The organism is Kribbella sp. NPDC050241 (genome assembly GCF_044459685.1).
Classification (GTDB): domain Bacteria; phylum Actinomycetota; class Actinomycetes; order Propionibacteriales; family Kribbellaceae; genus Kribbella.
Genome location: NZ_JBITJE010000017.1, coordinates 83,838 through 106,965 on the forward strand (window position 1 = coordinate 83,838; position 23,128 = coordinate 106,965).

The 23,128-nt window shown below is 68.0% G+C and carries 25 protein-coding genes and 2 tRNA genes; 16 read left to right on the forward strand and 11 right to left on the reverse strand.

Going from position 1 to position 23,128, the window contains the following annotated elements:
- Positions 1-57 precede the first annotated feature (57 nt).
- Positions 58-783, forward strand: coding sequence for a DUF427 domain-containing protein (locus ACIBG5_RS41035; RefSeq protein ID WP_396397480.1), 726 nt, complete (start codon positions 58-60; stop codon positions 781-783).
- A 28-nt stretch (positions 784-811) separates the two neighbouring features.
- Here the strand turns inward: ACIBG5_RS41035 and ACIBG5_RS41040 are convergent, their stop codons facing one another.
- Together ACIBG5_RS41040 and ACIBG5_RS41045 are read right to left on the reverse strand one after the other, a co-directional pair.
- The gene (locus ACIBG5_RS41040; protein ID WP_396397482.1) at positions 812-1,585 is read right to left on the reverse strand and encodes an SDR family NAD(P)-dependent oxidoreductase; all 774 of its coding nucleotides are present in this window, start codon (positions 1,583-1,585) and stop codon (positions 812-814) included.
- An 8-nt stretch (positions 1,586-1,593) separates the two neighbouring features.
- Complete coding sequence (locus ACIBG5_RS41045) at positions 1,594-1,974, reverse strand: winged helix-turn-helix transcriptional regulator (protein ID WP_396397483.1); 381 nt, start codon at positions 1,972-1,974, stop codon at positions 1,594-1,596.
- Between the two features lie 92 nt (positions 1,975-2,066).
- On the opposite strand from ACIBG5_RS41045, the gene ACIBG5_RS41050 reads away from it, so the two are divergent.
- Positions 2,067-3,398 carry a nuclear transport factor 2 family protein gene (locus tag ACIBG5_RS41050; RefSeq protein ID WP_396397485.1) on the forward strand — a complete coding sequence of 444 codons (1,332 nt, stop codon included), beginning with the start codon at positions 2,067-2,069 and terminating at the stop codon, positions 3,396-3,398.
- A 173-nt stretch (positions 3,399-3,571) separates the two neighbouring features.
- The gene (locus ACIBG5_RS41055; protein ID WP_396397486.1) at positions 3,572-5,776 is read left to right on the forward strand and encodes a bifunctional SulP family inorganic anion transporter/carbonic anhydrase; all 2,205 of its coding nucleotides are present in this window, start codon (positions 3,572-3,574) and stop codon (positions 5,774-5,776) included.
- Here ACIBG5_RS41055 and ACIBG5_RS41060 read toward each other — a convergent pair.
- Complete coding sequence (locus ACIBG5_RS41060; protein WP_396397488.1) at positions 5,719-6,537, reverse strand: phosphatase PAP2 family protein; 819 nt, start codon at positions 6,535-6,537, stop codon at positions 5,719-5,721. The genes ACIBG5_RS41055 and ACIBG5_RS41060 overlap by 58 nt on opposite strands.
- Positions 6,538-6,773: 236 nt before the next feature.
- Between ACIBG5_RS41060 and ACIBG5_RS41065 the strand changes: the two genes are divergently transcribed.
- Positions 6,774-7,973: an MFS transporter gene (locus ACIBG5_RS41065; protein WP_396397489.1), complete on the forward strand. Its 1,200-nt coding sequence runs from the start codon at positions 6,774-6,776 to the stop codon at positions 7,971-7,973.
- Here ACIBG5_RS41065 and ACIBG5_RS41070 read toward each other — a convergent pair.
- Genes ACIBG5_RS41070 through ACIBG5_RS41080 form a run of 3 tightly spaced genes read right to left on the reverse strand, consistent with a single transcriptional unit; the run spans position 7,875 to position 11,653 of the window.
- Complete coding sequence (locus ACIBG5_RS41070) at positions 7,875-8,327, reverse strand: aconitase X swivel domain-containing protein (protein ID WP_396397490.1); 453 nt, start codon at positions 8,325-8,327, stop codon at positions 7,875-7,877. The two genes, ACIBG5_RS41065 and ACIBG5_RS41070, sit on opposite strands and share 99 nt — an antisense overlap.
- On the reverse strand, positions 8,324-9,562 hold the full coding sequence (locus ACIBG5_RS41075) for an aconitase X (RefSeq protein ID WP_396397491.1): 1,239 nt from the start codon (positions 9,560-9,562) through the stop codon (positions 8,324-8,326). Before ACIBG5_RS41075 ends, ACIBG5_RS41070 begins: the two co-directional genes overlap by 4 nt.
- An 18-nt stretch (positions 9,563-9,580) precedes the next feature.
- Positions 9,581-11,653 (reverse strand): S41 family peptidase, encoded by a 2,073-nt coding sequence (locus tag ACIBG5_RS41080; RefSeq protein ID WP_396397492.1) that lies wholly within the window; start codon positions 11,651-11,653, stop codon positions 9,581-9,583.
- A 138-nt stretch (positions 11,654-11,791) separates the two neighbouring features.
- Here ACIBG5_RS41080 and ACIBG5_RS41085 point away from each other — a divergent pair, with 138 nt between their 5' ends.
- On the forward strand, positions 11,792-12,496 hold the full coding sequence (locus tag ACIBG5_RS41085; RefSeq protein ID WP_396397493.1) for a M50 family metallopeptidase: 705 nt from the start codon (positions 11,792-11,794) through the stop codon (positions 12,494-12,496).
- Here ACIBG5_RS41085 and ACIBG5_RS41090 read toward each other — a convergent pair.
- Positions 12,493-13,236 carry a DUF5995 family protein gene (locus ACIBG5_RS41090; RefSeq protein ID WP_396397495.1) on the reverse strand — a complete coding sequence of 248 codons (744 nt, stop codon included), beginning with the start codon at positions 13,234-13,236 and terminating at the stop codon, positions 12,493-12,495. The genes ACIBG5_RS41085 and ACIBG5_RS41090 overlap by 4 nt on opposite strands.
- 26 nt (positions 13,237-13,262) lie before the next feature.
- Between ACIBG5_RS41090 and ACIBG5_RS41095 the strand changes: the two genes are divergently transcribed.
- Entirely contained in the window at positions 13,263-13,871 is a 609-nt protein-coding gene (locus ACIBG5_RS41095) for a hypothetical protein (protein ID WP_396397497.1), read from the forward strand.
- Here ACIBG5_RS41095 and ACIBG5_RS41100 read toward each other — a convergent pair.
- Positions 13,852-14,883 carry an aldo/keto reductase gene (locus ACIBG5_RS41100; RefSeq protein WP_396397499.1) on the reverse strand — a complete coding sequence of 344 codons (1,032 nt, stop codon included), beginning with the start codon at positions 14,881-14,883 and terminating at the stop codon, positions 13,852-13,854. The two genes, ACIBG5_RS41095 and ACIBG5_RS41100, sit on opposite strands and share 20 nt — an antisense overlap.
- 75 nt (positions 14,884-14,958) lie before the next feature.
- Between ACIBG5_RS41100 and ACIBG5_RS41105 the strand changes: the two genes are divergently transcribed.
- Positions 14,959-15,459 (forward strand): DinB family protein, encoded by a 501-nt coding sequence (locus tag ACIBG5_RS41105; RefSeq protein ID WP_396397500.1) that lies wholly within the window; start codon positions 14,959-14,961, stop codon positions 15,457-15,459.
- Here the strand turns inward: ACIBG5_RS41105 and ACIBG5_RS41110 are convergent.
- Positions 15,452-16,573: a hypothetical protein gene (locus ACIBG5_RS41110; protein ID WP_396397501.1), complete on the reverse strand. Its 1,122-nt coding sequence runs from the start codon at positions 16,571-16,573 to the stop codon at positions 15,452-15,454. The genes ACIBG5_RS41105 and ACIBG5_RS41110 overlap by 8 nt on opposite strands.
- Positions 16,573-17,436 carry an exodeoxyribonuclease III gene (locus ACIBG5_RS41115; protein ID WP_396397540.1) on the reverse strand — a complete coding sequence of 288 codons (864 nt, stop codon included), beginning with the start codon at positions 17,434-17,436 and terminating at the stop codon, positions 16,573-16,575. The genes ACIBG5_RS41110 and ACIBG5_RS41115 overlap by 1 nt, the downstream gene beginning before the upstream one ends.
- 110 nt (positions 17,437-17,546) lie before the next feature.
- Between ACIBG5_RS41115 and ACIBG5_RS41120 the strand changes: the two genes are divergently transcribed.
- The 6 genes from ACIBG5_RS41120 (at position 17,547) to ACIBG5_RS41145 (ending at position 20,727) form a co-directional block, all read left to right on the forward strand.
- Positions 17,547-17,867, forward strand: a complete 321-nt coding sequence (locus ACIBG5_RS41120) for an ArsR/SmtB family transcription factor (protein ID WP_393383043.1) — start codon at positions 17,547-17,549, stop codon at positions 17,865-17,867.
- Positions 17,864-18,370 (forward strand): SRPBCC family protein, encoded by a 507-nt coding sequence (locus ACIBG5_RS41125; RefSeq protein ID WP_396397502.1) that lies wholly within the window; start codon positions 17,864-17,866, stop codon positions 18,368-18,370. Before ACIBG5_RS41120 ends, ACIBG5_RS41125 begins: the two co-directional genes overlap by 4 nt.
- 186 nt (positions 18,371-18,556) lie before the next feature.
- On the forward strand, positions 18,557-19,441 hold the full coding sequence (locus ACIBG5_RS41130) for an RNA polymerase sigma factor RpoD/SigA (protein ID WP_396397503.1): 885 nt from the start codon (positions 18,557-18,559) through the stop codon (positions 19,439-19,441).
- Between the two features lie 59 nt (positions 19,442-19,500).
- Positions 19,501-20,040, forward strand: coding sequence for a hypothetical protein (locus tag ACIBG5_RS41135; RefSeq protein ID WP_396397504.1), 540 nt, complete (start codon positions 19,501-19,503; stop codon positions 20,038-20,040).
- Between the two features lie 103 nt (positions 20,041-20,143).
- Positions 20,144-20,216: transfer RNA gene (locus tag ACIBG5_RS41140), tRNA-Asn, on the forward strand.
- A gap of 196 nt (positions 20,217-20,412) precedes the next feature.
- The gene (locus ACIBG5_RS41145) at positions 20,413-20,727 is read left to right on the forward strand and encodes a hypothetical protein (RefSeq protein ID WP_396397506.1); all 315 of its coding nucleotides are present in this window, start codon (positions 20,413-20,415) and stop codon (positions 20,725-20,727) included.
- A 174-nt stretch (positions 20,728-20,901) separates the two neighbouring features.
- On the opposite strand, the gene ACIBG5_RS41150 is transcribed toward ACIBG5_RS41145, so the two are convergent.
- Complete coding sequence (locus ACIBG5_RS41150; protein WP_360453030.1) at positions 20,902-21,039, reverse strand: hypothetical protein; 138 nt, start codon at positions 21,037-21,039, stop codon at positions 20,902-20,904.
- A 127-nt stretch (positions 21,040-21,166) separates the two neighbouring features.
- On the opposite strand from ACIBG5_RS41150, the gene ACIBG5_RS41155 reads away from it, so the two are divergent.
- The 3 genes from ACIBG5_RS41155 to ACIBG5_RS41165 all read left to right on the forward strand — a co-directional run bounded on the left by ACIBG5_RS41155 (position 21,167) and on the right by ACIBG5_RS41165 (position 22,993).
- Positions 21,167-21,240: transfer RNA gene (locus ACIBG5_RS41155), tRNA-Ile, on the forward strand.
- 105 nt (positions 21,241-21,345) lie between these two features.
- Positions 21,346-22,830: a tyrosine-type recombinase/integrase gene (locus ACIBG5_RS41160; protein ID WP_396397507.1), complete on the forward strand. Its 1,485-nt coding sequence runs from the start codon at positions 21,346-21,348 to the stop codon at positions 22,828-22,830.
- Positions 22,715-22,993 (forward strand): winged helix-turn-helix domain-containing protein, encoded by a 279-nt coding sequence (locus tag ACIBG5_RS41165; protein WP_396397508.1) that lies wholly within the window; start codon positions 22,715-22,717, stop codon positions 22,991-22,993. The genes ACIBG5_RS41160 and ACIBG5_RS41165 overlap by 116 nt, the downstream gene beginning before the upstream one ends.
- The last annotated feature ends 135 nt before the right edge of the window (positions 22,994-23,128 follow it).

Here is a 23,128-nt window from a genome sequence, read left to right on the forward strand (position 1 = left end):
CACCCCACCGCGGGGCCGGCCTTCCCTCAGGTCGGCCCCGCGACCTTTACTGGAGGCATGAACGACTACCCGGCTCCCCTGGTCCCACCCGGTCAGACTGTCCCGGTCCCGCGGCGGATCCGCGCGACGCTCGACGGGCGCGTCGTACTCGACACCCAGGACGGGATCTACCTGTGGGAGTTCCCGCCGTACCCGCAGTACTACATCCCGGTCGCCGACGTGGCGGACGGCGTACTGACCGACACCGGTGAGACGAAGGAGTTCGAGCACGGGGTCGCGCGGGTGCACACAGCTGGGTCGGGCAAGGCGTGGGTGTACGACGACGGGATCGCGAAGGACCGGGTCCGGTTCCAATGGGATGCGCTGGACAGCTGGTTCGAGGAGGACGAGGAGGTCTTCGTCCACCCGCGCAACCCGTACGCCCGGTGCGACGCGATCCGCTCCGGCCGCCAGGTGAAGGTCGAGTACGACGGCAAGGTGCTGGCCGAGTCGCGATCGACGGTGATCGTGTTCGAGACCGGTCTGCCGCCGCGCTACTACTTCCCGCGGACCGAGGTGAACTTCGGGCACCTCACCGCCAGCGAAACCCGGACCGCGTGCCCGTACAAGGGCCGCACCACGGGGTACTGGTCGGTCGACGGCCGCGACCTGGCCTGGTCCTACGACTTCCCCACCGCGCCGCTGCTGCCGGTCGCCGGCCTCATCGCGTTCTTCAACGAACGCGTCGACGTGACGCTGGACGGCGTACCGCTGGACCGCCCGGTCACCCACTTCTCGGACTGACCCGGAACTCACCGTCACGACGGCGAGATCAGATGGCGGACGTGACGCCGCCGTCCATCGGGATGATCGCGCCGGTGACGTAGCTGGCGGCGGGCGACGCGAGGAAGACCGCGACCCGAGCCACCTCCTCGGGTTCGCCGATCCGGCCGAGCGGGGTGTCGGCGACCATCTCGCCGAGCAACTCCTCCTTCGACCGGCCGCTCGCCCGGACCGCCGCCTCCAGGCCCTCGTCGACGCGGCCGGTGCGGGTCGTGCCCGGGTTGATCACGTTGACCCGAACACCCTGACCGGCGTACGCCTTGGCGTAGCCGACCGAGGCAAGCATCAAGGCCGCGTTGGCCGCGCCGCCACCGATGTGCAGCGGGTTCGCCTGCCGGCCACCCTGGCCGACCACGTTCACGATGGCACCGCTGCCACGCTCGGCCATACCGCGGATGACCGCGTCGGTCGCGTGCATGTACGTGAAGTACTTCGCCTCCATCGCGGCGTGCAGCGCCTTGCTGTCCAGCTCGTCAACCGGAGTACGGCGGGCCGCTCCCGCGCAGTTGATCAGGATGTCGGGTACGCCGATCCGCTCGAACACAGCGTCGGTCGCGTCCGGATCGGTGAGGTCGACCGCTTCCACGGCGTACGTCAGGCCCTTGGCGGCGAGCTCCGCCTGGGCCTTCGCCAGGTTGGCGGGATCACGGGAGATCCCGGTCACCGTGACGCCCTCCCACGCGAGTGCCTCGGCACACGCGAGCCCGATTCCCTTGCTGGCACCGGTGACCACCGCGGTCTTGCCGGACAATTGCAGATCCACGTGACTCCCTAGCTTTCGGCGTCGTACTCGTCGCGGGCGGCGGCGATCTCGTCCATGTGGTCGTAGGCCCAGGTCCGCATCGTCGCGACGGCCGCGGCCAGGCTCAGCCCGAGCGGAGTCAGCGTATAGGTCACGGTCACCGGCACCGTGGCGACGACCGTCCGCTGGACGATGCCGTCGCGCTCCAGGTGGCGCAGGGTCTGGGTGAGCATCTTCTGCGTGACGCTCTCGATCAGCAGCTTGAGTTGCCCGGACCGCAGTGTGCCGTGCTTCTCCAGCGTGCTGATCACCAGCACCGTCCAGGTGTCGCCGATCCGGCCCAGCACCTGACGTGTTGGGCAGGCGCCTTTCGTGGCGTCCCACTTGCCTCTGACCTGGTCGGTATCCATGAGGTGCCTAGAGCAGTAATAAGTGCTGTCTTCCGCCCGCCACGAACGGTTCGTAGCGTCGAGGTCGAGTCTAAGCACGAGAGGCAACGCAGATGAGAGCTGTACTACCTGTCGGACCCGGCAAGGTCGTGGTGGCCGAGGTCGACGAGGTCGAGCCCGGTCCCGGCGAGGTCCTGATCGAGGTCGCGGCGTACTCCCTGAACCGCGGTGAGACCTTCCAGCTGGAGAACCCGCGAGACGGCTGGCGCCCCGGCAAGGACGTCGCAGGCCGGGTGATCCGGACGATTCCCGCTGGTCCGCCTGTCGGCACCCGAGTGGTGGCGCACGTGCCACACTCCGGCTGGGCTGAGCGTGTGACCGCGCCGCTCACGCAGCTCGCCGTACTGCCGGACGCGGTGTCGCTCGAACAGGCGGCGGCACTTCCGCTCGCCGGGCTGACGGCGCTCCGTCTTCTGCGTACGGCGGGTGCCGTGATCGGACGGCGGATCCTGCTGACCGGCGCCTCCGGCGGTGTCGGCCACTACTTCACCGAGCTCGCCGCGGCGGCCGGCGCATCGATCACGGCTGTCGTCTCCTCGCCGGTTCGCGGTGCGCGATTGCTCGAACTCGGCGCCGAGACGATCGTGCCCGAGGCTTCGGCCGCGGACGGACCGTTCGATCTCGTCCTCGAGTCCATCGGAGGTGACAGCCTGCCGGTCGCTCTGTCGAAGGTGCGCGCAGGCGGACGGCTGATCTGGTTCGGACAAGCCAGTCGGCGGCCGGCCAGCCTTGACTTCTTCACCATGTTCGACGGACCCGAGAACGGGACGATCGAGCACTTCCACTACACCGACGGCGACGACGGCGCGGACCTGGCCACGCTCGTCCGGCTGGTCGCGGCCGGACGGCTGCACCCCGAGCTCGGCCGCATCGAGGACTGGTCCAGGACCGGCGACATCCTCGACGACCTGCGCGACCGCCGGATCCGCGGTAACGCCGTACTGACACTTTTCACCGAGGAGACACCGATGAACGACCCGAAGGCCGTCGTGACGAGGTACGTCGAGGCTGTTGCCGCCGGCGACCTGGCCACCATCCGCGCGAGCTTCGCGCCCGACGTGGTGTGGACCTACCCGGGCGACCTGCCGCTGTCCGGTGAGTGGAAGGGTCGCGAGACGGTGGTCGACGAGTTCCTCGGCGCGGTGGCGGGCAAGTTGTTCGAGCCCGGAGCGCCGGTGACCATCAGGCTGACGAACGCCCTCGCCGACGGCGACCAGGTCTTCGCCGAATGGACCGCGCAGGCGACGGCCAGATCAGGCGAGGCGTACGCCAACCGATGCGGCGCGGTCTTCACTGTCCGGGACGGAGCGATCGTCGCCGTCCGCGAGTACCTCGACACCGACCACGCGCGCCGGGTGCTGTTCCCGGAGACATCGATGCCCTGAGCAATCGTCACCTTTCCGCACGTCGGGGCCGTCGGCAACGAACTCGCATTCGTCCCTGTTCCGGGCTTGAACAGGCCAGTACTATGGGTCACCAGATCGACACTCTTTGTTTCGACGCCTGATGCCCAGAGCAAGTTGCCCAGAGCACCGACGCCGGAGGACCCGTGCCGACCATGTCAACTCCCCATCCCCCGCCGGCTTCCGGTCCTGTGCCTGAGCGCACGACCTGGAGGTCAGTCCTTCACCATGACCTACCGGCCTCGCTGGTGGTCTTCCTCATCGCGATACCGCTCTCGCTCGGGATCGCCGCCGCATCCGGCGCCCCGCTCATCGCCGGCCTGGTCGCGGCTGTCGTCGGTGGCGTGGTCGCAGGGGCGCTCGGCGGATCACCGTTGCAGGTCAGCGGTCCGGCCGCGGGTCTGACCGTCGTCGTCGCGGGCCTGGTCGGCCAGTTCGGCTGGGCCGCGACCGCCGGGATCACCTGCGCCGCCGGACTGCTGCAGATCCTGCTGGGCGTCACCCGGGTCGGGCGGCTCGCGCTCTCCCTGTCCCCCGCTGTCGTACACGGCATGCTCGCCGGCATCGGCGTCACGATCGCCGTCCAGCAGTTGCACGTCGTACTCGGCGGGAAGGCGCAGAGTTCCCTGATCGCCAACCTGGCGGCGCTTCCCGCCCAACTCGTTGCCCATCACCCCCATTCGGTGCTGGTCGGCGTACTGACCGTCGCCATCCTGCTCACCTGGCCCAGACTGCCCAAGGTCGAGGTGATTCCGGCGCCATTGGTGGCCGTCGTCGCGGTCACCGCGTTGGCCGCGGCGTTCCTGACCGACGTCACCCGCGTCGACCTGCCGGAGCAGCCACTGAAAGAGTTGGTGCTGCCCGCGGTGCCCGACGGCACTCCGATCGAGATCATCACGGCGGTGCTGACCGTTGCCCTCGTCGCCAGTGTCGAGTCGCTGCTCTCGGCAGTTGCCGTGGACAAGCTTCATCGCGGCACGCGCAGCAACCTCGACCGCGAGTTGATCGGTCAAGGCGCCGCGAACGCGGTGTCCGGTGCACTCGGCGGCATGCCAGTGACAGGCGTGATCGTACGCAGTTCCACCAACGTCGCAGCCGGCGCACGTAGCCGCGCCTCCGCGATCCTGCACGGTGTCTGGATCGCGGCGTTCGTGCTGGCGGCCGGCGCGATGCTCGAGCTGATCCCGATGGCCGCCCTGGCCGGTGTCTTGCTCGTCACCGGCTTGCGGCTGGTCCAGCTCGCTCACATCCGCACCTTGCGCAAACACGACGAACTCCTCGTGTACGTCGTGACCGCCGCGGCCGTCGCCGTACTCGGACTGGCCGACGGCGTGCTCATCGGCCTGGCGCTGGCGATCGTGCGAGTGCTCTATCGGCTGGCGCGGGCCACTGTCACCACGATCGAGGAGGACGGGCTGTGGACAATCCGGATCCGCGGCACGCTGGTGTTCCTCGGCGTTGCGTCCTTGGTCCGCACGCTCCGGTCGATCCCGGAAGGTGCGCGGGTTCGGGTCGATCTCGACGTCCACCATCTCGACCATGCGGCGTACGAGGCGATCGAGGACTGGCGGCGCGGACACATCGCGCGCGGTGGTTCGGTCGAGCTGAACCGGGTGGCGTTCCGGGCCGCGATGCGTTCGGACCCGGCGCGAAGGTTGTTGCCCTGGCAGCCCCAGGTCATCCCCGAGCCGGACCAACGGGTCTCGATGCTGGACGGCATCCGTGAGTTCGAGGCGTCGGCCGACCCGATCCGGCCGATGCTGGCGAAGCTCGCGGCCGACGGCCAGCGCCCGGCACAGCTGTTCATCACCTGCGCGGACTCGCGGATCGTGCCGAACCTGATCACCGCCACCGGCCCCGGCGACCAGTTCTGCGTCCGGAACGTCGGCAATCTCGTTCCCCCCAAGGGATCGAACAGCAGCTCGGTCGACGCCGCGATCGAGTACGCCGTCGACGTACTCGGGGTGAGATCGATTGTGGTCTGTGGTCATTCGCACTGCGGTGCCGCCGCGGCCGCGCTGGAGGCGACCGCCCCAGCCGGCACCGGCCTGCAGAACTGGCTGCGCCACCTCGAACCGTCGCTACGACGCGCGGTCGGGCTGCCGGACATCGTCGACCCGGCCACCGGGGTGAAGCTATCCCCGGCGGACAAGCTGTCCGTCGCGAACGTCGGCGTACAGCTCGCGAACCTGCGCAGCTTCGCCTGCGTGCGCAAGGCCGAGGACGAAGGACGGCTCGAGCTGATCGGCCTGTGGTTCGACCTCCGCGCAGCAGCGGCCCGGCTCGTCCTCGACCGCGAGCCCTACCTGGTCCGGGCCGACGAGGAGCTCGCCACCGCGGGCTCGTCGCTCAAACGCTGAGCAAGCTCACCGACATCGGCGGGGATGCGCACCCGCCGGCTGTCGAAGATCAGCAGCAGCGGCACGGCCAACGCGGTCGCGATCAACCCGTCGAGCCAGTAATGGTTGGCGGTCACGACGACGACCGTGAACGTGAGCACCGGATGCGCGGTCCACAACCAGCGCCAGCGTGACCGCGTCGCCCGGATCAGGAAGACGGCGACCATCAACGACCATCCGACATGCAGACTCGGCATCGCCGCGAACTGGTTCGCCACCCCGGAATCCGTGCTCGGTCCGTAGACGGACTGCCCGAGCAGTACGCCGGTGTCCACCCAGCCCGGCATCATCCGCGGCGGCGCGAGTGGGAAGAACATGTGGCCGATCAACGCCAGCCCGGTCAGCGACGCCAGCGCCCAGCGCGCCTTCCCGTACTCGGCCGGCCGCCGGATCATCAGCCACAACAGAACCACCGCGGTCAGCGGGAAGTGCACGCTCGCGTAGAACGCGTTGGCCACGTCGGCCAGGCCGTCGATCCGCAAGGCGTGCTGCTGCACCGCGGCCTCACTCGGCAGGCCGAGCCACGCCTCCCACCGGATCAAGTCGTCGGCGTGCCGGAACGCCGACCCCGTGTGGTCCGCCGACAGGAACCGCCCGAGGTTGTACACCCCGAACAGCACGGCCAGCAGTGCGACCTCCCGCACGATCCGCCAGATCCCGTGCGGCTTCACCGCGACCGGCACCGATCGGTGCTCCACCCGTTCCAGAGTCAGTTGCGCCACATCGACCCCCACCTCAAACCGAACGCTCGTTCTCTGAGATTCCACCCTGCGTCGATGGCCGCCCGAAAATCAAGAACGGTCATTCGTTTTCGACTGTGATCCCGGCCGCATCGGCCGTGCTTCGCCACCGTTCCAAATTATCGCAACTTGCTTATAGTTGCGAAGGATATGAACCAACTCACATCCGTGGGAGAAATCCGTTAGACCCGCGCGATCGGGCGGGAGACGCTGCGGGCATGGTGACGGTCTTCCTCCGCTGGACCTGGCTGCGGGCCGTGCTGCACAACGGGTGGTGGCTGGTCACGAGCGTCTACCTGGTCGTGGACGCCGGCCTCTCCCCGGCCCAGCTCGTGCTGATCGGCGCGGCGCAGAGTGGGTTCGCGCTGGTCTGCGAGGTGCCGGCCGGCGTGGTCGCCGACACCATCAGCCGCAAGTGGTCACTGGTGATCTCGCAGGTCCTGATGGGTACGGCGATGGTCACCACCGGGCTCGTCGACTCGTTCCCCGCGCTCCTCGCGACGCAAGTGCTCTGGGGCATCTCGTGGACGTTCGCGAGTGGATCCGACGTCGCCTGGATCACCGACGAGCTCGACCAGCCGGACCGGATCACCGCCGTACTCGCCCACGCCGCCCGGGCACAGCTGACCGGGGCCGCAACCGGTCTGATCGTGCTCGGTCTGCTCGCCTGGGCGACTCGCCGCGATCTGACCGTCGTCATCGCCGGCGCTGCGATGCTCTCGCTGGCGCTCTACGTTGCGCTGAGGTTCACCGAGCACCACTTCGTGCCGGTGCGGACCGCCCGCTGGTCGGCGTCCTGGACCATCTTCCGGCGCGGCGTCACTCTCGTACGGCGCAGTCGCGCGATCCGCCTGATCTTCGCGGCGACCTTCCTCGTGAACGGCGCGTGGTCGGTCGGACGGCTGTTCCAGGTCCAGCTGATCGATCTCGGCCTACCCAGCGACCCGGACCCGACCATCTGGTTCACCGGCCTCGGCGTTGCCGGGCTGCTCGTCGGCGCGCTCACCCTGCGCCTGGCCGGCCATCGCATCGACGGCGCCCACGCCCGCAACGACTACGCCCTCGCGGCTGCAGCCGGCGTACTCGGCACGCTCCTGCTCGCGTTCGCCCGCGATCCGGTCGTCGGCGCGATCGCCGTCGTACTGATCTCCGGCATCGTCAAACCGCTGACCCAGGTGATCGGCACAGTCTGGGTCAACGCCCGCACCACCGCCGACATCCGCGCCACCACCCACTCGTTCCTCGCCCAACTCGAATACCTCGGCGAGATCACCTGCGGCCTAGCCATCGCCACCATCGCCCGCCTCACCACCCTCCCCCTAGCCCTCACCGCCTGCGCACTCCTCTTCACCGCAACCGCCGTACTCATGCATGAGCGGGCTGATCGTGGCGCCGGCCGGGCCGGCGTCCACCCGTAAGCGACCACTGGCGGGGAGCGGTCCGTCCACGACGACTACGGGGGTGGTGAGGTCGTAGAGTTCGTGGGCTATCAGGGCGCCGAGGGCGATGATCGTGTCGGGGCGGGCGAGGATGATGGCGGCCGGTGCGGTGTGGGCGCGGATCTGTTCGGCGAGGACGCTGGAGGCGGAGCTCGAGCCGCGACCCGACTCCATCACCAGGACGCGGCCGGCCAGTACGACGCCGCACTGGGGATGGTGTGCGTCGATGATGCGGCCGTTCTCGTCGGTGCCGCCCCAGAAGGACAGGGGTGCTGTCAGTCGGATCACCTCACCTGTCGCGATGCCGGGATTGAGTGTGCGAGCCGTGATCATGCGTCTTCCAGCATCACGCGACCGGCGCGGGCGGACGCCACGCATTCCTCCAGCGAACCGAGGACGGCGGACACGTTGATGTTGCCCGGCGCGTAGTGCGCCCACTTGCCAGAGTTCGTCATCACGTTCTTCCACGCCGGCGACAGGATCGCCGTCACGTAGGTGCAGGTGTCCACAACGACTGTGACTCCAGCAGCCTCGAGCGTCCGCAGTACGCCGCTCTCCTCGGCCAGCGCCCGCGTGGCACGACCGGTCGACAGATAGAACGCGATCTTCAACGGAGGCCCGTCCGTCAGCAACTCAGCGAGCCGGGCGCACTCGGCGTACGACGCGTGGGGTGTGCCGACGCTGACCGCATCGAGTTCACCCGACGAGAAGGTCGACAACATTCGCCGCGTCTGCCGCATCATGTCGAGATCGATCTCGCGCACCGGCAGCTCGAGCGCCTCATCGAGAGTCGGAGCCTCCGGAGTCACCCCGACCGCATGGAACAGAGCCACTCCCCCGGCCGACGCGGCGGCCGCACCGAACGCCTTCAGCTCATCCTCGCCCGCAGACGCCGGAATCCCGACCAGCACAGGGATCTCGCCGCCGACGACCGACCCGACATGATGCCCGAGCAACGGATACGCGAGCTCGGACCGCAGAAACCGATCACCCAACGGACGGCAGTCGAACGTCACGGTCCCCCGCCGCGCCTCGGTCGTTTGCAGCCCGGAGTACGGCGCCCGTCCGGTGATCGCAGCGCAGATGTCGAGGAAGTCGCCGTACCGATCGGTCCGGGCACCGAGGACGGAGTTGGCGAACACGATCGCGTTCGACTCGGCCCACGCGACGTGCTCGCCGAGTCCGGGCCGGTTCGGCAGCTGGTACGGCGCACAGGTGAACGTCGGTGTGCACCCGAGGGCGACGTACGCCGACATGAGCTCTCGACCGGACGCCGCGAGGTCGCGGTCACGAACCAGTTCCGGATGGATGAGGTCCATCGAGCCGACGTTCAGTGTGGTCGGGACGCGGACCTTCGCACCGAGGTCGACCAGGCGATGGGCGAAGTCCAGGCTGACCTGGCCGTGGTGCAGGCACGAGTCGACGTGCGCGGAGGTGATCTCGACCAGTCGCGGCGCGTCCGCGATCCGGGCCAGGCTCACGATCACGCGCATCGCGAGCGCGACGCCGTCACCGTCCTGACCGCCGAGCATTCCTTCTTCCTCGGCGGTCAGGCGCAGCGTCTGCATGCGTTGAAACTACAGCGTTCAGACCTTCGTCCGGCGGGAGGCGACCAGAGCACCGGCTTGGTATCCGTCGGCCCGCAGGAGCTGGCCGTGGGTGACCTCCAGGATGTCGATGCTGAGCTCCGGGCCGGTCAGATCCTCGGAGCTGATCGGGCGATCGTCGAGGTACAGGTCGACGCGGTCCAGCTCGTCCACCTCCAGGGCGACCGTGAGCGTCGTACCGCTGAAGGTCGTCTTCACGTCGAGACGCCGGTGCGGCAGCGCCGCGAGCAACGAACCGGCCTTGTTCAGCAGGTCGACGTTGCCTTCGAGCAGATCCGCCTCGGTCATCTTGTGCACCACCGTCGGTTTGACCCCGAGGTCCTCGACCGGCGTGCCGGACAGCGCACCCACCCGCAACGTCCGGCGGATCGCGACCCGCAGGTTCGCACCGTTGGGCAGGGCGATGTACGGCGAGGTCTCGTCCGGTGGGGGTGGTTCGTTGAGCAACGCGGCGAGCAGGCCGTGGGTCCACACGTTCGCGCCGCCGGCACCGGTGTTGTCGTCGACGCCGAGGATCGGGCCGATCTCGTGGTCGGCGAACCCGGCGGCGAAGATGTCGGTCGCCGAGTACACCCGCGCGTCGGTGACCAGCACCACCGGGCCGTGGTACGTCTGGCCGATGTCGTTCGCCCCGTCCTCGGGCGTGATCGGCTTCGCGGCCGAGTACGCGGCGCCCGTCTCGGTGGCCAGGTCGAGCGAGTCGAACCACGGACCGAGATCGATGCCGAGCGGATTGTCCTTGTGCCGGCGGCAGATCCTGAGGTTGACCGGCGTACTGATGAACTGCACCGGCTCCGGCGCGATCCGCCGCGGCGTCATCGTCTGCAGGGTGAACTCGCTGGCGAAGATGTGCCCGCCGCCGTTGTCGCGGACGTCCACGATCAGGCCGTTCTGCGGCAGCGCGGCGGCGAGCCGGACGAACTCGTTCCGGAACGCGACCGGGTCCTGCACGCTGAACGTGAAGATCCGAACGTGCCCGAACGTTCCGGACGACGTGACCACCTCGCGGGCGCGGAAGACGCCCGGCATCGTGGTCGGCAGATCGGCGCCGGTGACGGCCGCCGGTGTCCGCAGTTCGGCCGAACTCTGACCGCCTTCCAGCTCGACCACATCGCGGACGTAGAGCGCCTTCTTCGCCCGGGCCTTCTCGTCGGAATCCAGGTCCAGCCCCATCGAGGCCGACGTCTCGCTGATCGCGTCCAGGTCTGTCATCGGCGGCAGGTTGGTGGTGACCTTCCACTGCTCGCGCAACTCCTGCGCCGAGCCGTCCAGACCGACGTACGACAGCGTCACCCAGTCCTCGTCCGGCGGCGACTGGATCACCAGCGGCCGCAGGGTCAGGGATTCGAGACCGCGGGCGAGGTTGGCCGCGTCGTTGCTGCCGGCGAACTGGGCGCCGTTCAGCGCGACCGCACGGGCGATCGGCGTACCGTTCCAGTGCGTCACCTCGGCGCCCGGCCCGAACTGCGGAGCCGAGTAGCCGGTCACCGTCCGGGTGATCAGGTAGTGCTCGACGTCGGCGTCGTAGCACTTCTCGATCATGAACGGCAGATACGCGATCTTGCCGGCGAACGGGACCGGCAACAGGTAGTTGGTGTGCAGGTCGCGGACCGAGTGGAAGATGCTCGACATCTCCCGGTGGAAGATCCACTCCGGTCCCATCGTGGCCGCGGTCTGCCGTTCCATCCGCGCCCGCATCACTCGCAACCGCTGCAACGGATTCACCGCGTGCATCGCGACCTTCAGCGGCAGGTGCACGTAGTTCTGCTCCAGCAGCAGCAACGCCTGCTCGACCAGCTGTGTGCGCTGCGCGAGGGTCAACGTGCCGGCCGAACCGAGGAAGTCCGGCAGCGGTACGGCGGCCGCCTGCGCGGCGACTGTGGTCGCGGCGCGTTGCGTCCTGCTGGAGCTCGCAGCTGCCCGGGTCCTCTTCGCGACGGAGGCACGGGCGGCCCGCTTCGCCCCCGTCGCAGTCTTCGCCGGCTCCTGCCGGGCGCTGCTCTTGCGTGCGGCGGTCTTCTTCGCCGCCGCCTTCTTGCCCGTGGCCTTCATGCTGCGTGGCTGTGACATGTCGCCCCCAATGCGGCGGCCCCTCCCCGGGCCGCGATCTCTCAACCGTCGTCCGCTCATCTGGCGATGTCAACGTCCCGCCCGGCCGGGAGTTGACCACTGTGCTGCAAGGATGGGCGGGTGACTGAGTTCTGGGACAGCATCACGTCGGCGCAGCCGGATCCGTCGCTGCGACTGGTGATCGGGACCGGTGTCGTCGCACTGGTGCTGATCGGCTTCCGGCCGCTGTGGCGGTCGACCCGCCAGGTCGTGACGATCGCGCACGAGGGTGCGCATGGACTGATCGCCGCACTGGTCGGACGGAAGCTGTCCGGGATCAGACTGCACTCCGACACCTCTGGAGTCACCGTGTCACGCGGCCACCCGACCGGTCCGGGCATGATCGCCGTACTGCTGGCCGGCTACCCCGGACCGGCCCTCTTCGGCCTCGCCGCTGCCTTCGTCCTGAGCCGCGGGTACGCCGTTGCGATGCTCTGGGGACTCCTGGTCGCGTTGCTGATTCTGCTGCTGCAGATCCGCAACCTTTACGGCCTCTGGTCGGTCGTTGTCTTCGGCGCCCTTGTCTTCGGCATCTCATGGTGGGGCTCACCGTCGGTCCAGTCCGCCTTCGCCTATCTGCTGACCTGGTTCCTGCTGCTGGCCGCGCCTCGCGCCGTACTCGAGTTGCAGCGCTCCCGCCGCTACGGGCAAGGCCGTAGCTCCGATGCGGATCAGCTGCGACGGCTGACCGGCGTACCGGCGCTGATGTGGGTCGGCGTGTTCGGCCTGGTGACGTTGGGATGTCTGGCGCTCGGAGTGGTGTGGTCCGGAGTACTGCCGGGCTAGACCGGTGGCGGCAGCGTCACACCGAAGCCGGTGACGGCCAGACGCAGCAGGACTTGTCCGGGACGTAGTAGGTCGGCGATCTTGGCGGCGCTGAGCAGTTCGAGCTCCGCCAGACGGGTCGCGTAGGCGTCTGGTCCTTGTTTGCGTGCGTGCTGCAGCTCGACGGTGTTGTGCCAGACCTTCTGACGGGACTCACGCAGGAACCGCCGCGAGGACAGCCGGTTGAGCGGTGTCAGCACCTGATCGAGCAGACTCCGCGCACCACCGAGCTCGTCGTCCTCCGCGCTGACGCGTTGGGCCAATACACCGTCGATCCGTTCATGGTCGCGGCGTCTTCGCTCCGTCAGGTACGGATCGGTGAAGTCGGCGTCGCTGATCACCGCGAGGAGTGCCTGCGGGAGGTCGTAGTTGACGTGCGCGTTGATGCCGAGCAGGACGTGACGCAACGCAGGGATGTCGGCCGGCGCGTCGAAGGCCAGCCGCCACGGGCGCGACACTCGAGCGCCTGGCGTCAAGGCGGCATCGTGCGCATCCAGGTAGAGCTCGGCGAACTTCACGTCCCAGTCCTCGACCCAGGCCGGGTCCTCGAAGCTCGCCAGATCGATGGCGTCACCAACGGCTCGGGTAGTACGGAGGTAGGTGCTGAGGAAGATCCGGCGGTGGGCCAGGTCGTCCGGCAGCTCGTCCAGCCGCTGCTGCATCCGGGCGACGACGCCGGCCACGGGACTACCATCGTTCATCGGGGTCTCCTGTGGAGGAGGGGGTCATGCCTGCGACAGGTCCACGGTCCTTCGACCCAGTGGTTGTCGGCAATCGCGAGACCGACGCCTGGGCCGCGTACTACCGCCATGAGTGGCGGAGTTTCCTCAGCGCCTCCGTCGGGATGGTCGCCGCCGCGTTCGGTATGTCACCCCGCCGGACCCTGGCCGGAGCGTGGTACGTACTGCGCGCCAACCAGTTATGGGCACCGTACCCCGACAACCAGCCGGACGCGGCCTGCGCGTACATGCGCCGCTTCTACGAACTCATCGCCCAGGACGGCGAGTTGCCGCTCGACCCGGCACGGGCGGCGCGGCTGGAGGTCGAGTGGTGGCGCGTCCATCGCGCGCAGCAGCACGACGAATCGGTCATCGCCGACCAACTGGAGGCCGCTCTGGTCGACCTCTATTCCTACGCGTACGACGCCGATCCGGAGGCGGTCCGGCCCGCAGCTGTGCACCGTGTCGAGGCAATGGCCCTGTCCGATCGGTGGGTCCGGGCAGGATGCGACCGCGACGACCCGCTCCTCGCGGCAGAGCGGCGCGCGCTGGTCGCGTCGTACGCCGCTCTCCGCAAGGCTGTGGAGCGATCGCCGTTCAGGCGCGCCCACCCGTGATCGGACGACCCCGCTGCGCGACGCCCGGACCGCCGTACGGGTAATCCGCCGCGCCCGGATCGCTGGCCTGGTTGAGCTTCTCGGTCTCCTCCGCGGTCAGGTGCAGGTCGGCCGCGGCCAGGTTGTCGTCGAGCTGCTCGATCGTCCGGGCACCGAGGATCACCGAGGTGACGGCGGGCCGGTCGACCAGCCAGGCAAGGGCGACCTGCGCCATCGAGTTGCCACGAGCGGTCGCGATGTCGCGAACCGCGTCGACCACGTCGCGGACGCGCTGGTTGGTGCTGCGCCGGCGCCACGACTCGACACCGCGGTCCGGGTTCTCGCCGAGGCGGGTCGCGCCGGTCGGCTCCTCGTCGAACGAGTACTTCCCGGTCAGCCAGCCACCGCCGAGCGGCGACCACGGCAGCAGGCCGAGCCCGTTCTCCTGCGCGGCGGGGACGATCTCCCACTCGATCTCCCGCACCAGCAGGTTGTACTGCGGCTGCAGCGTGACGAGTCGCGACCAGCCCCGGCGGTCGATCAGGTCGCAGGCCTTCTGCAACTGCCACCCGGTGAAGTTGGACAAACCGCCGTACCCGATCTTGCCTGCGCGTACGGCGTCCTCGAGGAAACCGAGCGTCTCGTCGAGCGGAGTGACCGGGTCCCAGGCGTGCAACTGGTACAGGTCGATGTGGTCGACGCCGAGCCGGTTCAGGGAGGCGTCGAGCGCGCGGCGCAGGTGCCGGCGGGAGGTGCCCACGTCGTTCGGGGTGTCGCCGGTCGGGAACCGGCCCTTGGTGGCGACCACCACGTCGTCCCGTGCGCTGCTCTTCGCCAGCCAGCTGCCGACGATCTCCTCCGAGACACCGCCGGTGTAGACGTCCGCGGTGTCGATGAAGTTGCCGCCGGCGGCCACGTACCGGTCCAGCTGCGCGTGCGCGCCGGCCTCGTCGGTCTCGTTGCCGAACGTCATGGTGCCGAGCGCGTAGGTCGAGACGATCGCTCCACTGGCGCCCAGAGTGCGGTATTCCACAGTTGCTCCTCATTTGTCCGGACTTGCTGCGACCCACCTTAGAACTGTCGGGAGTGGGGACTACGGTGGCTGTCCATGAACACAAGAGAACTGCTGATCGACGCGTACAGCCGGATCCAGGAGGAAGTGCACGCGGTGGTCGACGGGCTGGACGAGAAGACTCTCGCGACCCGGCCGGGCGACACGGCCAACTCGATCGCCTGGCTGGTCTGGCACCTGACCCGGATCCAGGACGACCACCTCGCCGGCGTCGGTGGATACGAGCAGGTCCTGACCGCCGACGGGTGGCACGAGCGCCTCGGGCTGCCGTTCGATCCCGCCGACACCGGCTACGGGCACACCTCCGAGCAGGTCGGCCAGGTGCAACTGTCGGCCGAGCTCCTGGCCGGGTATTACGACGCCGTGCACGCGCGGACGCTGGAGTTCCTGCGGCTCGTCACCGACGACGATCTCGACAAGATCGTCGACCGGAACTGGACGCCGCCGGTGACGATGGGCGTGCGGCTGGTGAGCGTGATCGGCGACGACCTCGAGCACATCGGTCAGGCGGCGTACGTCCGGGGGCTGCTCAGCTGAGCGTGGTCTCCCACAACGTCGTACCGGCGATGAGATAGACCTTGTGATCCTGGGTGATCGCTGCGTCGGTCACCAGGCCCTGCGGACCGCTCGACTCCTGGACCGTCCAGCTGCCGCCGCTCCCGGTGACCACCTTCACCTTGTTGTCCTGAGCAACGATCTGGACGATCTTGTCGCCGTCGACGATCGGCGGCGGCAGTTTGTCCTTGTCGCCGACCGGGATCGACGGCACACCCTGGAGCCGTTGCGCCGTACCGTCGGCGCCGAGCCGCCAGATCGCCAGCTTCCCGTCCACGTAGCCGGAGATCACGCAGTCCTTGCTGCAGGTCGCGGTGTTGGCCTGACTGCGGTTGCCGGGATCCGGCAGGACGATCCTGGTCCAGCCCTGGTTCAGGTCGGCCGATCGCCAGACCGCGGCCTCCTGCGCGACCACGTTCGGCGCGAGCCGCACCTGGGAGCCGACGAACACGACGCTCTTGCCGAGCGTCGTCCCGAAGCCCGGCCCGACGAGGAGGGACGGCGTACTCTGCAGGGCGGTCTTCGCCGAGCTCAGCCGGTTCCACTTGGCGTCGCCCTGCGGCAGCCAGACGGTCGCGTCGTTGCCGGTCTCGACCCCGCCCCAGGAACCGAGCAGGGCCCGGCCGCCGGAGGAGGTGATGACGGCCGAGAACAGATCGCCCGCGTCCTGCCCGCCGAAGGTCCAGAACACCTGCGGGCGCTCGATCAGGCCACCGGCGACCGAGCCTGTCCAGACGGTCCAGCGGGTGTTCGAATGCGCACCACCTGATGCGCCGCCCAGTGCGAGGAGTTGCTTCCCGTCGTACGCGATCGAGTACCAGACCGCTTCGTAGGCGTACGGGCTCGCCGGGTTCGGCTTGATCGCGATCGGGGTCTGTTTCCCCTGGTCGAGGAGGACGAGACCCGGGACGACCTCGGCTCCGCGATTCCGCAGGCCGATCAGCAGCTGGTCGCCGTACGCCCGGAGCGCGACGGGCTCCGCGCCGACGTCGACCTTCGACCAGGCCACCGCGGGCGCTGCCGGTGGTTGCTTCTTCTCCCCGCTGCACGCGGCGAGGACTGCCATCAGCGCGATGGCCGCGACCAGGCGACGCATCAGCGGTTCTGGGGAAGCTTGGTGGTGGACTTGCGGCCGGTCCGCGGCGCAGACGGCGGTGGCACGACCGGGCCGATATCGCCATCGGGCGCGACGTCCAGGTCGATGATCACCGGCGCGTGGTCGCTCGGACCGGTGCCTTTGCGCGCCTTGCGATCGATCCACGCTGCCTTCACCCGGCCGGCGACCGGATCGGTCGCGAGCATCAGGTCGATCCGCATGCCGAGGTCCTGGTGGAACATGCCGGCGCGGTAGTCCCAATAGCTGAAGACGCGGTTGTCCGGCCAGCGATCGCGGACGACATCGTGCAGGTCTTTGGCGCTCATCAGGTCCGTCAGCGCCTGTCGCTCCGGTGGCGTCACGTGGGTCTGCCCGACGTACGCCGCTGGGTCGAAGACATCGGCGTCGGTCGGGGCGATGTTCATGTCACCACAGACGATCTGGTCGGCCGGTCCGGCGGCGACCACGTCGCGGAGAGCAGCCAGCCAGGCGAGCTTGTAGTGGTAATGATCGGAGTCCGGAGTGCGCCCGTTCGGCACGTAGAGCGAGTGGATCCGGATGCCACCACAGGTCGCCGCGACCGCGCGGGCCTCGGGATCGGGGAAGCCTGGCGCACCGGCGACGCCGGTCACCACATCCTCCAGGCCGACCTTGGAGAGCAGGGCCACGCCGTTCCACTGCACCTCGCCGTACAGCGCCGTCTCGTAGCCGCGGCCGGCTAGCTCGTCACCGAGCAACGAGGTGAACGCGTCGTTCGCCAGTTTCGTCTCCTGCAGGCACACCACATCCGGTTGCCGTTCGTCCAGCCACCCCAGTAACCGGGGCAACCGCTGCTTGACCGAGTTCACGTTCCAGGTAGCCACTCGCACCCGGCCAACGGTAGACCTCAGGACGGACCATTTCAGCCCGTTAGTTGCGCGGTCGGAGACATATCACTTGAAGTGTATATACGCTTCTTGTAATACTTCTGGTCATGGACGTCTTCGAGGCGATCGCCGAGCCGAGCCGGCGAGAACTGCTGGACCTGCTGTCCGAACGCGAGCGGCCGGCCGGTGAGTTGGTCGCGCACCTGCACAAGCTCACCCAGCCCGCGGTCTCCAGGCATCTGCGGATCCTCCGCGAGGTCGGACTGGTCGAGGTCCGGCCGGACGGCCAGCGCCGGATCTATGCGCTGCGCGCCGATCGCCTGATCGAGATCGAGAACTGGATCAGCCGCTACCGCAGGTACTGGCCGCGGCACCTCGACGCCCTCGAGAACCACTTGGCCCGAAACCAGAAGGAGCCCACCGAATGACCACGCAGGACCACTACGGCGACCTGATCATCGACGGCGACCGCGCCACGATGACGTTCCGGCGTCATCTGCCATATCCGATCGACGCTGTGTGGGCCGCGTTCACCGACCCGCTCGAGCGCAAGGCTTGGTTCGGCGAGACCGTGATCGACGGGCGCACCGGCGGCATCATCGAGATGATGCCGGACGAGCCGCCGGCCGCGCCCGACGCCAAGCGCCTCACCGGGCGCATCCTCGTCTGGGATCCGCCGCATGTGTTCGAACACGAGTGGCACCAGCGCATCGTCGAGGACAGTGTCGTGCGGTACGAACTGTCCGTGGACGGCGACGGGACCCTGCTGACCTTCACCCACACCGGGCTGTCCGTCACCAACGCGCGCGGCTTCATCCCTGGGACGCACGCCTTCTTCGATCGGCTCGACGCGCGGCTGGCCGGGGCCGAGTTGCCCAACTGGTCCGACCGGTACGCCGAGGTGGCGGCGTCGTACCCGGCCTGGTCCTGAACTCCCTTTGGCGGGCATCATACGGCGCTTGCTCAGGTGGAGGCTGCCGTCATCCACAGGCGGGGGTTGTGACGCCCGGTAGTTATCCACCGACGGAAAGTTGATCCGTTCAGCGCGGCGAAATCGCGGCACTCTCTTGGGCAGGAGCTCTTGGGCAGCAGCTCTTGGCAGGAGAGAGGGGAACGGATGGCTGAACTGGACTGCGAGCCGGCTGACCGGACCGCACTGGTCGCCTACCTGCGCGACATCGGGAACCACGAACTACTGACTCTGGAGGAGGTGAAGGAGCTCTCGTACTGGATCGAGGCCGGGCTGCTCGCGGCGGAGCGGCTGGCCGGCGAGCACGGCCGGCACGATCTGGCCGACCTGCAGCAGGTGGTCGCGCTCGGCAAGCAGTCGTGGCGGCGGATGATCGAGTGCAACCTGCGGCTGGTCGTGTCGCTGGCCCGGCGGTACACCGGGAAAGGCATCTCGCTGCTCGACCTGATTCAGGAGGGGAACATCGGGCTGATGCGGGCGGTCGAGCGGTTCGACCACCGCCTCGGCCACCGCTTCTCGACGTACGCGATCTGGTGGATCCGCCAGGCGATCGGCCGGGCGATCTCCGACCGCTCACGGCTGGTGCGGATGCCTGCCCAGGCGTATACCGACTCCGGCCGGCTGGCATCGATCCGGCATGAGCTCACGCAGACGCTCGGCCGCGATCCCACCACTCGGGAGCTCGCAACGGAGACCGGTCTGTCGGTGGCTCGGGTGGAACGCGCCCAGGCGTGGCGGATCCATCCGGAGACCCTCGATCTGGACGACTCCGAACCCGTGATCGACGACGAGTCCGTCGTACTGCACGCCGGCCTGCGCCGGGACATCGCCTACCACCTGGAGTTCCTTGACGATCTGCATCAAGCCGTTCTCCATCACCGCTATGGGCTGAGAGGCCATATCCCGAGCACCATCGAGGAAACCGCCACCCAACTCAGCCTCCCTCCGGACCGGATCCGCGTCCTCGAACGAGAAGCCCTCCGCCAGCTGCGCCGCCGAGCCCACCACCATCTCCGCGACTACGCCGCCTGAACGCCTCCGTGGACGTGGGCGGTGCGGGCTGGGTTGGTGGCGGCTGGGATGATGAGCAGGTGAGACTCAGGCGTAGTTCCTGGCCCCGTGAGCTGACCGAGGCGGTGACCATCGCGTCCCGGCACTCACCCGTCGGCAAGGAAGACATCCTGGCCGCCGTCCGCCTGACCAACGGCACATGGGTCGCGGGCACCCGCGCGGCCGTCTACCTGCCGACCGACTCGCCGGAGTCCGTCCGTCGCGTCGGCTGGGAGAAGATCGAGCGCGCCGGCTGGGACTCCGACGCCTCGGTCCTGCATGTCTACGAGACCACCGCCTTCGGTACGCCGCTACGCGCCACCGACCTCCAGGTCGACGACCCAGGCCGCTTCGGGCAACTGCTCCGCGAACGGGTCGACGCGAGCATCGTGATCCAGCGCCACGTCCCCCTCGTCGGCAAGCGCGGCGTACGCATCATCGGCCGCCGCAACCCGGCCACCGCCGACGTCCCGGTCACCTGGAACTTCGTTCTGGACAAGGGCTTGGAGCCGGACCAACCCGGCGTACTGGATGCCGCCGAAGAGGCCCTGAAGTCGGTCCGGGACGAGTTCGGAATCTGACCCAGAAGGCAAGCCCGGGCAGGCCGAATCCCGTTTTTGTAGTTCGGCCCCGTCCTGCTAACCTACTCAGGTCCTCGGGGTTCGGGGACAGGTTCGATCCCGATCCCGCGTAGCTCAATTGGCAGAGCAGCCGGCTGTTAACCGGCAGGTTACTGGTTCGAGTCCAGTCGCGGGAGCAACCCACCAGCCGGCCTCCCCCAGAAGCCGGCTTTTTTCATTGCTCGGTGCCCTCGCGGCCTACCTTCCTCGCCCAATGCGGCATCACATCTCCGTCCCTCGATCGTGGACAGGTTCGCCTGTTGGCTGGCATCGGCCTCGGACGTACCGTGAGCGCATGTCCGAGGGGGCTCGGGCGGATGAGAGGGGGAACCGATGTCGAATTCAGCGGCGCAGGGGGCACGAGTTGCGACTGCGATCAGCGTGATCAAATGGATCCTGATCGCGCTGGCGATCACCACCGGCGCGGTCAGTGTGCTCGCGGCAGTCCTGGACGACGGAGCGAACTCGATCACAGTCGCGCTCGCCGTAGCAGCTGGGACGGCCGTGTGGTCACTGTTCGTGTGGGCACTGTTCGGTTGGTTCGAACACACGCTGATGGCGCTGGTCACGATCAGCAGGAACACTGCCGTGGCCGTGCCGGCGTCTCGGTACGACGTACCGCCGGCACCCTACGAACCAACAGTCTGAAGAGCTCCGAGCGAATCGACGCAACCCGCAACCACCTGTCAGATGTCAGATCGCGGGCGTAGTACAAGAAGCCGGTCCCTCCATGGGACCGGCTTTCTGCATGCCTGCAGGCCCGGCGTGCGGTCGCGTCTCCTCAGAGCACAATCTGCACCCGGCACTCCTCAGGAGTCAGCGTTATTTGCCCTTCTTGCGGTCGATGGCGCGCTGAATCCGGTCCTGCGGCTGACCGGTCAACTTGGCCAGCAGCGGCACCCGATACTTGTACGCCGCGATCGCGCCCACTACAAGGATGAGGAAAATGAACCAGCCCATCGGTGTTCCCTTCGTCGGACCTGCCTCCATCATGCCTGGTCCGCCCCACCTACCCCTCAGTCAAACCCCTGACGCACCCCTGGTTTCCCCACTCCCCCACACCCACCAGATACCATCTGCCGAGCACGGGGCGGTAGCTCAGCTGGTTAGAGCAGGGGACTCATAATCCCTGGGTCGCGGGTTCGAGTCCCGCCCGCCCTACTAGGTAAAACCGCAGGTCAGGAAGCCGTTCGGCCTCCTGCGTGGTGGACCCAAAGCAGTCGCGTGCCATGGTTCATGCCATGAACATCATGTTGCGGTCAGTGCATGGCAGGTCAATCGAGGAAGCCGAGCCGTCAGCGCGGCTCCATTCGCCGCCTGCCCTCCGGCTCCCTTCAGGTGCGGGTGTACGCCGGCGTCGACCCCGTCACGAAGGACGATCTCTACCTCAACGAGGTAGTTCCGGTCGGCCCACGGCAGGAGAAGGAAGCTGACAAGACGCGGACCCGGCTCCTCAACCAGGTCGACGAGAAGCGCAATCCAAAGACACGGGCGACGGTTGACCAGCTCATGGAGAAGTACTTCAAGGTTCTCGACGTCGACACTCAAACGAGGCGCGGCTACCTCTCGAAGTACAACACCCATATCAAGCCGTTGCTCGGCGCAACCCAACTGACGCGGCTCGATGTCGAGACACTCGACACCTTCTACTCCGAGCTGCGACGGTGCCGCATCCATTGCCGGGGCCGCAAGAAAGACATCGAGCACCGAACGACCCGGCCACACCATTGTGATGAGCACGAAGGCAACCGCTGCCCCCGCAACAACCCGGACGGATGCCGGCGATGCCGGCGGATGTGCAAGCCCCACGTGTGCAAGGGCCTCGCCGACTCATCCGTCCGGCAGATTCACTGGATCCTGAGCGGCGCCCTCGACCGCGCCGTCGTCTGGAAGTGGATCTCGGTGAACCCAGCCGAACACGCAGACAAGCCAGGGCTCCCAGCCCCGAATCCACAGCCACCGACTGTCGACGAAGTCGGAAGACTGATCACTGCGGCCTGGGAAGAAGACAAAGACTGGGGATCATTCCTGTCGATCAAGACCACCACAGGCATCCGCCGCGGCGAGATGTGCGCACTGCGCTGGAGCGACCGCGAGCGCACGCAAGGCGCAACATCCGTACTGAATGTCGAGCGGTCGATCTTCATCAACGACGACGGCGGACTGGAGGAGAAGGACACCAAGACCCATCAACAGCGCCGAATCATCCTCGACCCTGAACCCGACGCGATCCTAGACGAACAGGTGCAAAGAGCCCGAGCGCGAGCCGCTGCTGCGGGCATCCCGTTCAACCCCAACGGATTCATCTACTCCCCCGTTCCCGACGGGACCGTGCCCCACCACCCAGACACACTCAGCAAACGCTATGCGAGGCTCGCGAAACGCCTAGGGATCCACAGCACGCTCAAGAATCACCGCCACTACAACGCGACCGAGCTGATCAACGCCGGCTACAACGTACGCGCCGCCGCCGGACGACTCGGCCACTCCGGCGGCGGGACCACGACCCTGCGGGTCTACACCGCCTGGTGGTCAGAGGCCGACCAGCGCGCCGCCGGATCAACGCCAACTCGAGTGCCACCGAGGCCAACGGCATCCGAGCCGGCCGCACGGTCGACAACGCCTCAAACACCAAGTGCCTCGGACAAAGACCTCCAACCATACGAACCGATCGCCGCAGACCTGCGGCGCGATCGACTCCGGCATCCTCTCCCCCGGCGATCCCCTGCCGACCGAGAAGTCTCTGGCTGAGCGGTACGGCGTGGCGCCGAGCACCGCGCACCGTGCTGTGGCTCTGCTCGTCGCAGCAGGATTGGTCACTGCCTCGCGCGGCCGTCGCGCGACCGTGTCTCTCGGCGGCGAGGCACCGCTTGCCGCCTCCGTGATCGAGCTTGTGCGATCCACCCAGTCATAGCCTTTGACCGCCGGACCCGGCCGCTAGGCTCTCGTGGACAACCTCGGTCAGCTAGGCCGTAGGTCTCCAGCCTGAGATGCCACACGCATACTATTCGGCTCTGAACCTGTTTCGACAGTCGTAACCAAATCCCGA

Bases quoted from the DNA above. Each gene is read 5' to 3' on its own strand.
- ACIBG5_RS41110 (WP_396397501.1), bottom strand. From the start codon at position 16,573: ATGCGTCGCCTGGTCGCGGCCATCGCGCTGATGGCAGTCCTCGCCGCG.
- ACIBG5_RS41065 (WP_396397489.1), top strand. From the start codon at position 6,774: ATGGTGACGGTCTTCCTCCGCTGGACCTGGCTGCGGGCCGTGCTGCAC.
- ACIBG5_RS41050 (WP_396397485.1), top strand. From the start codon at position 2,067: ATGAGAGCTGTACTACCTGTCGGACCCGGCAAGGTCGTGGTGGCCGAG.
- ACIBG5_RS41035 (WP_396397480.1), top strand. From the start codon at position 58: ATGAACGACTACCCGGCTCCCCTGGTCCCACCCGGTCAGACTGTCCCG.
- ACIBG5_RS41045 (WP_396397483.1), bottom strand. From the start codon at position 1,974: ATGGATACCGACCAGGTCAGAGGCAAGTGGGACGCCACGAAAGGCGCC.
- ACIBG5_RS41070 (WP_396397490.1), bottom strand. From the start codon at position 8,327: ATGATCACGGCTCGCACACTCAATCCCGGCATCGCGACAGGTGAGGTG.
- ACIBG5_RS41150 (WP_360453030.1), bottom strand. From the start codon at position 21,039: ATGGGCTGGTTCATTTTCCTCATCCTTGTAGTGGGCGCGATCGCGGCG.
- ACIBG5_RS41125 (WP_396397502.1), top strand. From the start codon at position 17,864: ATGACCACGCAGGACCACTACGGCGACCTGATCATCGACGGCGACCGC.
- ACIBG5_RS41080 (WP_396397492.1), bottom strand. From the start codon at position 11,653: ATGAAGGCCACGGGCAAGAAGGCGGCGGCGAAGAAGACCGCCGCACGC.
- ACIBG5_RS41120 (WP_393383043.1), top strand. From the start codon at position 17,547: ATGGACGTCTTCGAGGCGATCGCCGAGCCGAGCCGGCGAGAACTGCTG.
- ACIBG5_RS41075 (WP_396397491.1), bottom strand. From the start codon at position 9,562: ATGCAGACGCTGCGCCTGACCGCCGAGGAAGAAGGAATGCTCGGCGGT.
- ACIBG5_RS41090 (WP_396397495.1), bottom strand. From the start codon at position 13,236: ATGAACGATGGTAGTCCCGTGGCCGGCGTCGTCGCCCGGATGCAGCAG.
- ACIBG5_RS41145 (WP_396397506.1), top strand. From the start codon at position 20,413: ATGTCGAATTCAGCGGCGCAGGGGGCACGAGTTGCGACTGCGATCAGC.
- ACIBG5_RS41095 (WP_396397497.1), top strand. From the start codon at position 13,263: ATGCCTGCGACAGGTCCACGGTCCTTCGACCCAGTGGTTGTCGGCAAT.
- ACIBG5_RS41105 (WP_396397500.1), top strand. From the start codon at position 14,959: ATGAACACAAGAGAACTGCTGATCGACGCGTACAGCCGGATCCAGGAG.
- ACIBG5_RS41055 (WP_396397486.1), top strand. From the start codon at position 3,572: ATGTCAACTCCCCATCCCCCGCCGGCTTCCGGTCCTGTGCCTGAGCGC.
- ACIBG5_RS41160 (WP_396397507.1), top strand. From the start codon at position 21,346: ATGGCAGGTCAATCGAGGAAGCCGAGCCGTCAGCGCGGCTCCATTCGC.
- ACIBG5_RS41130 (WP_396397503.1), top strand. From the start codon at position 18,557: ATGGCTGAACTGGACTGCGAGCCGGCTGACCGGACCGCACTGGTCGCC.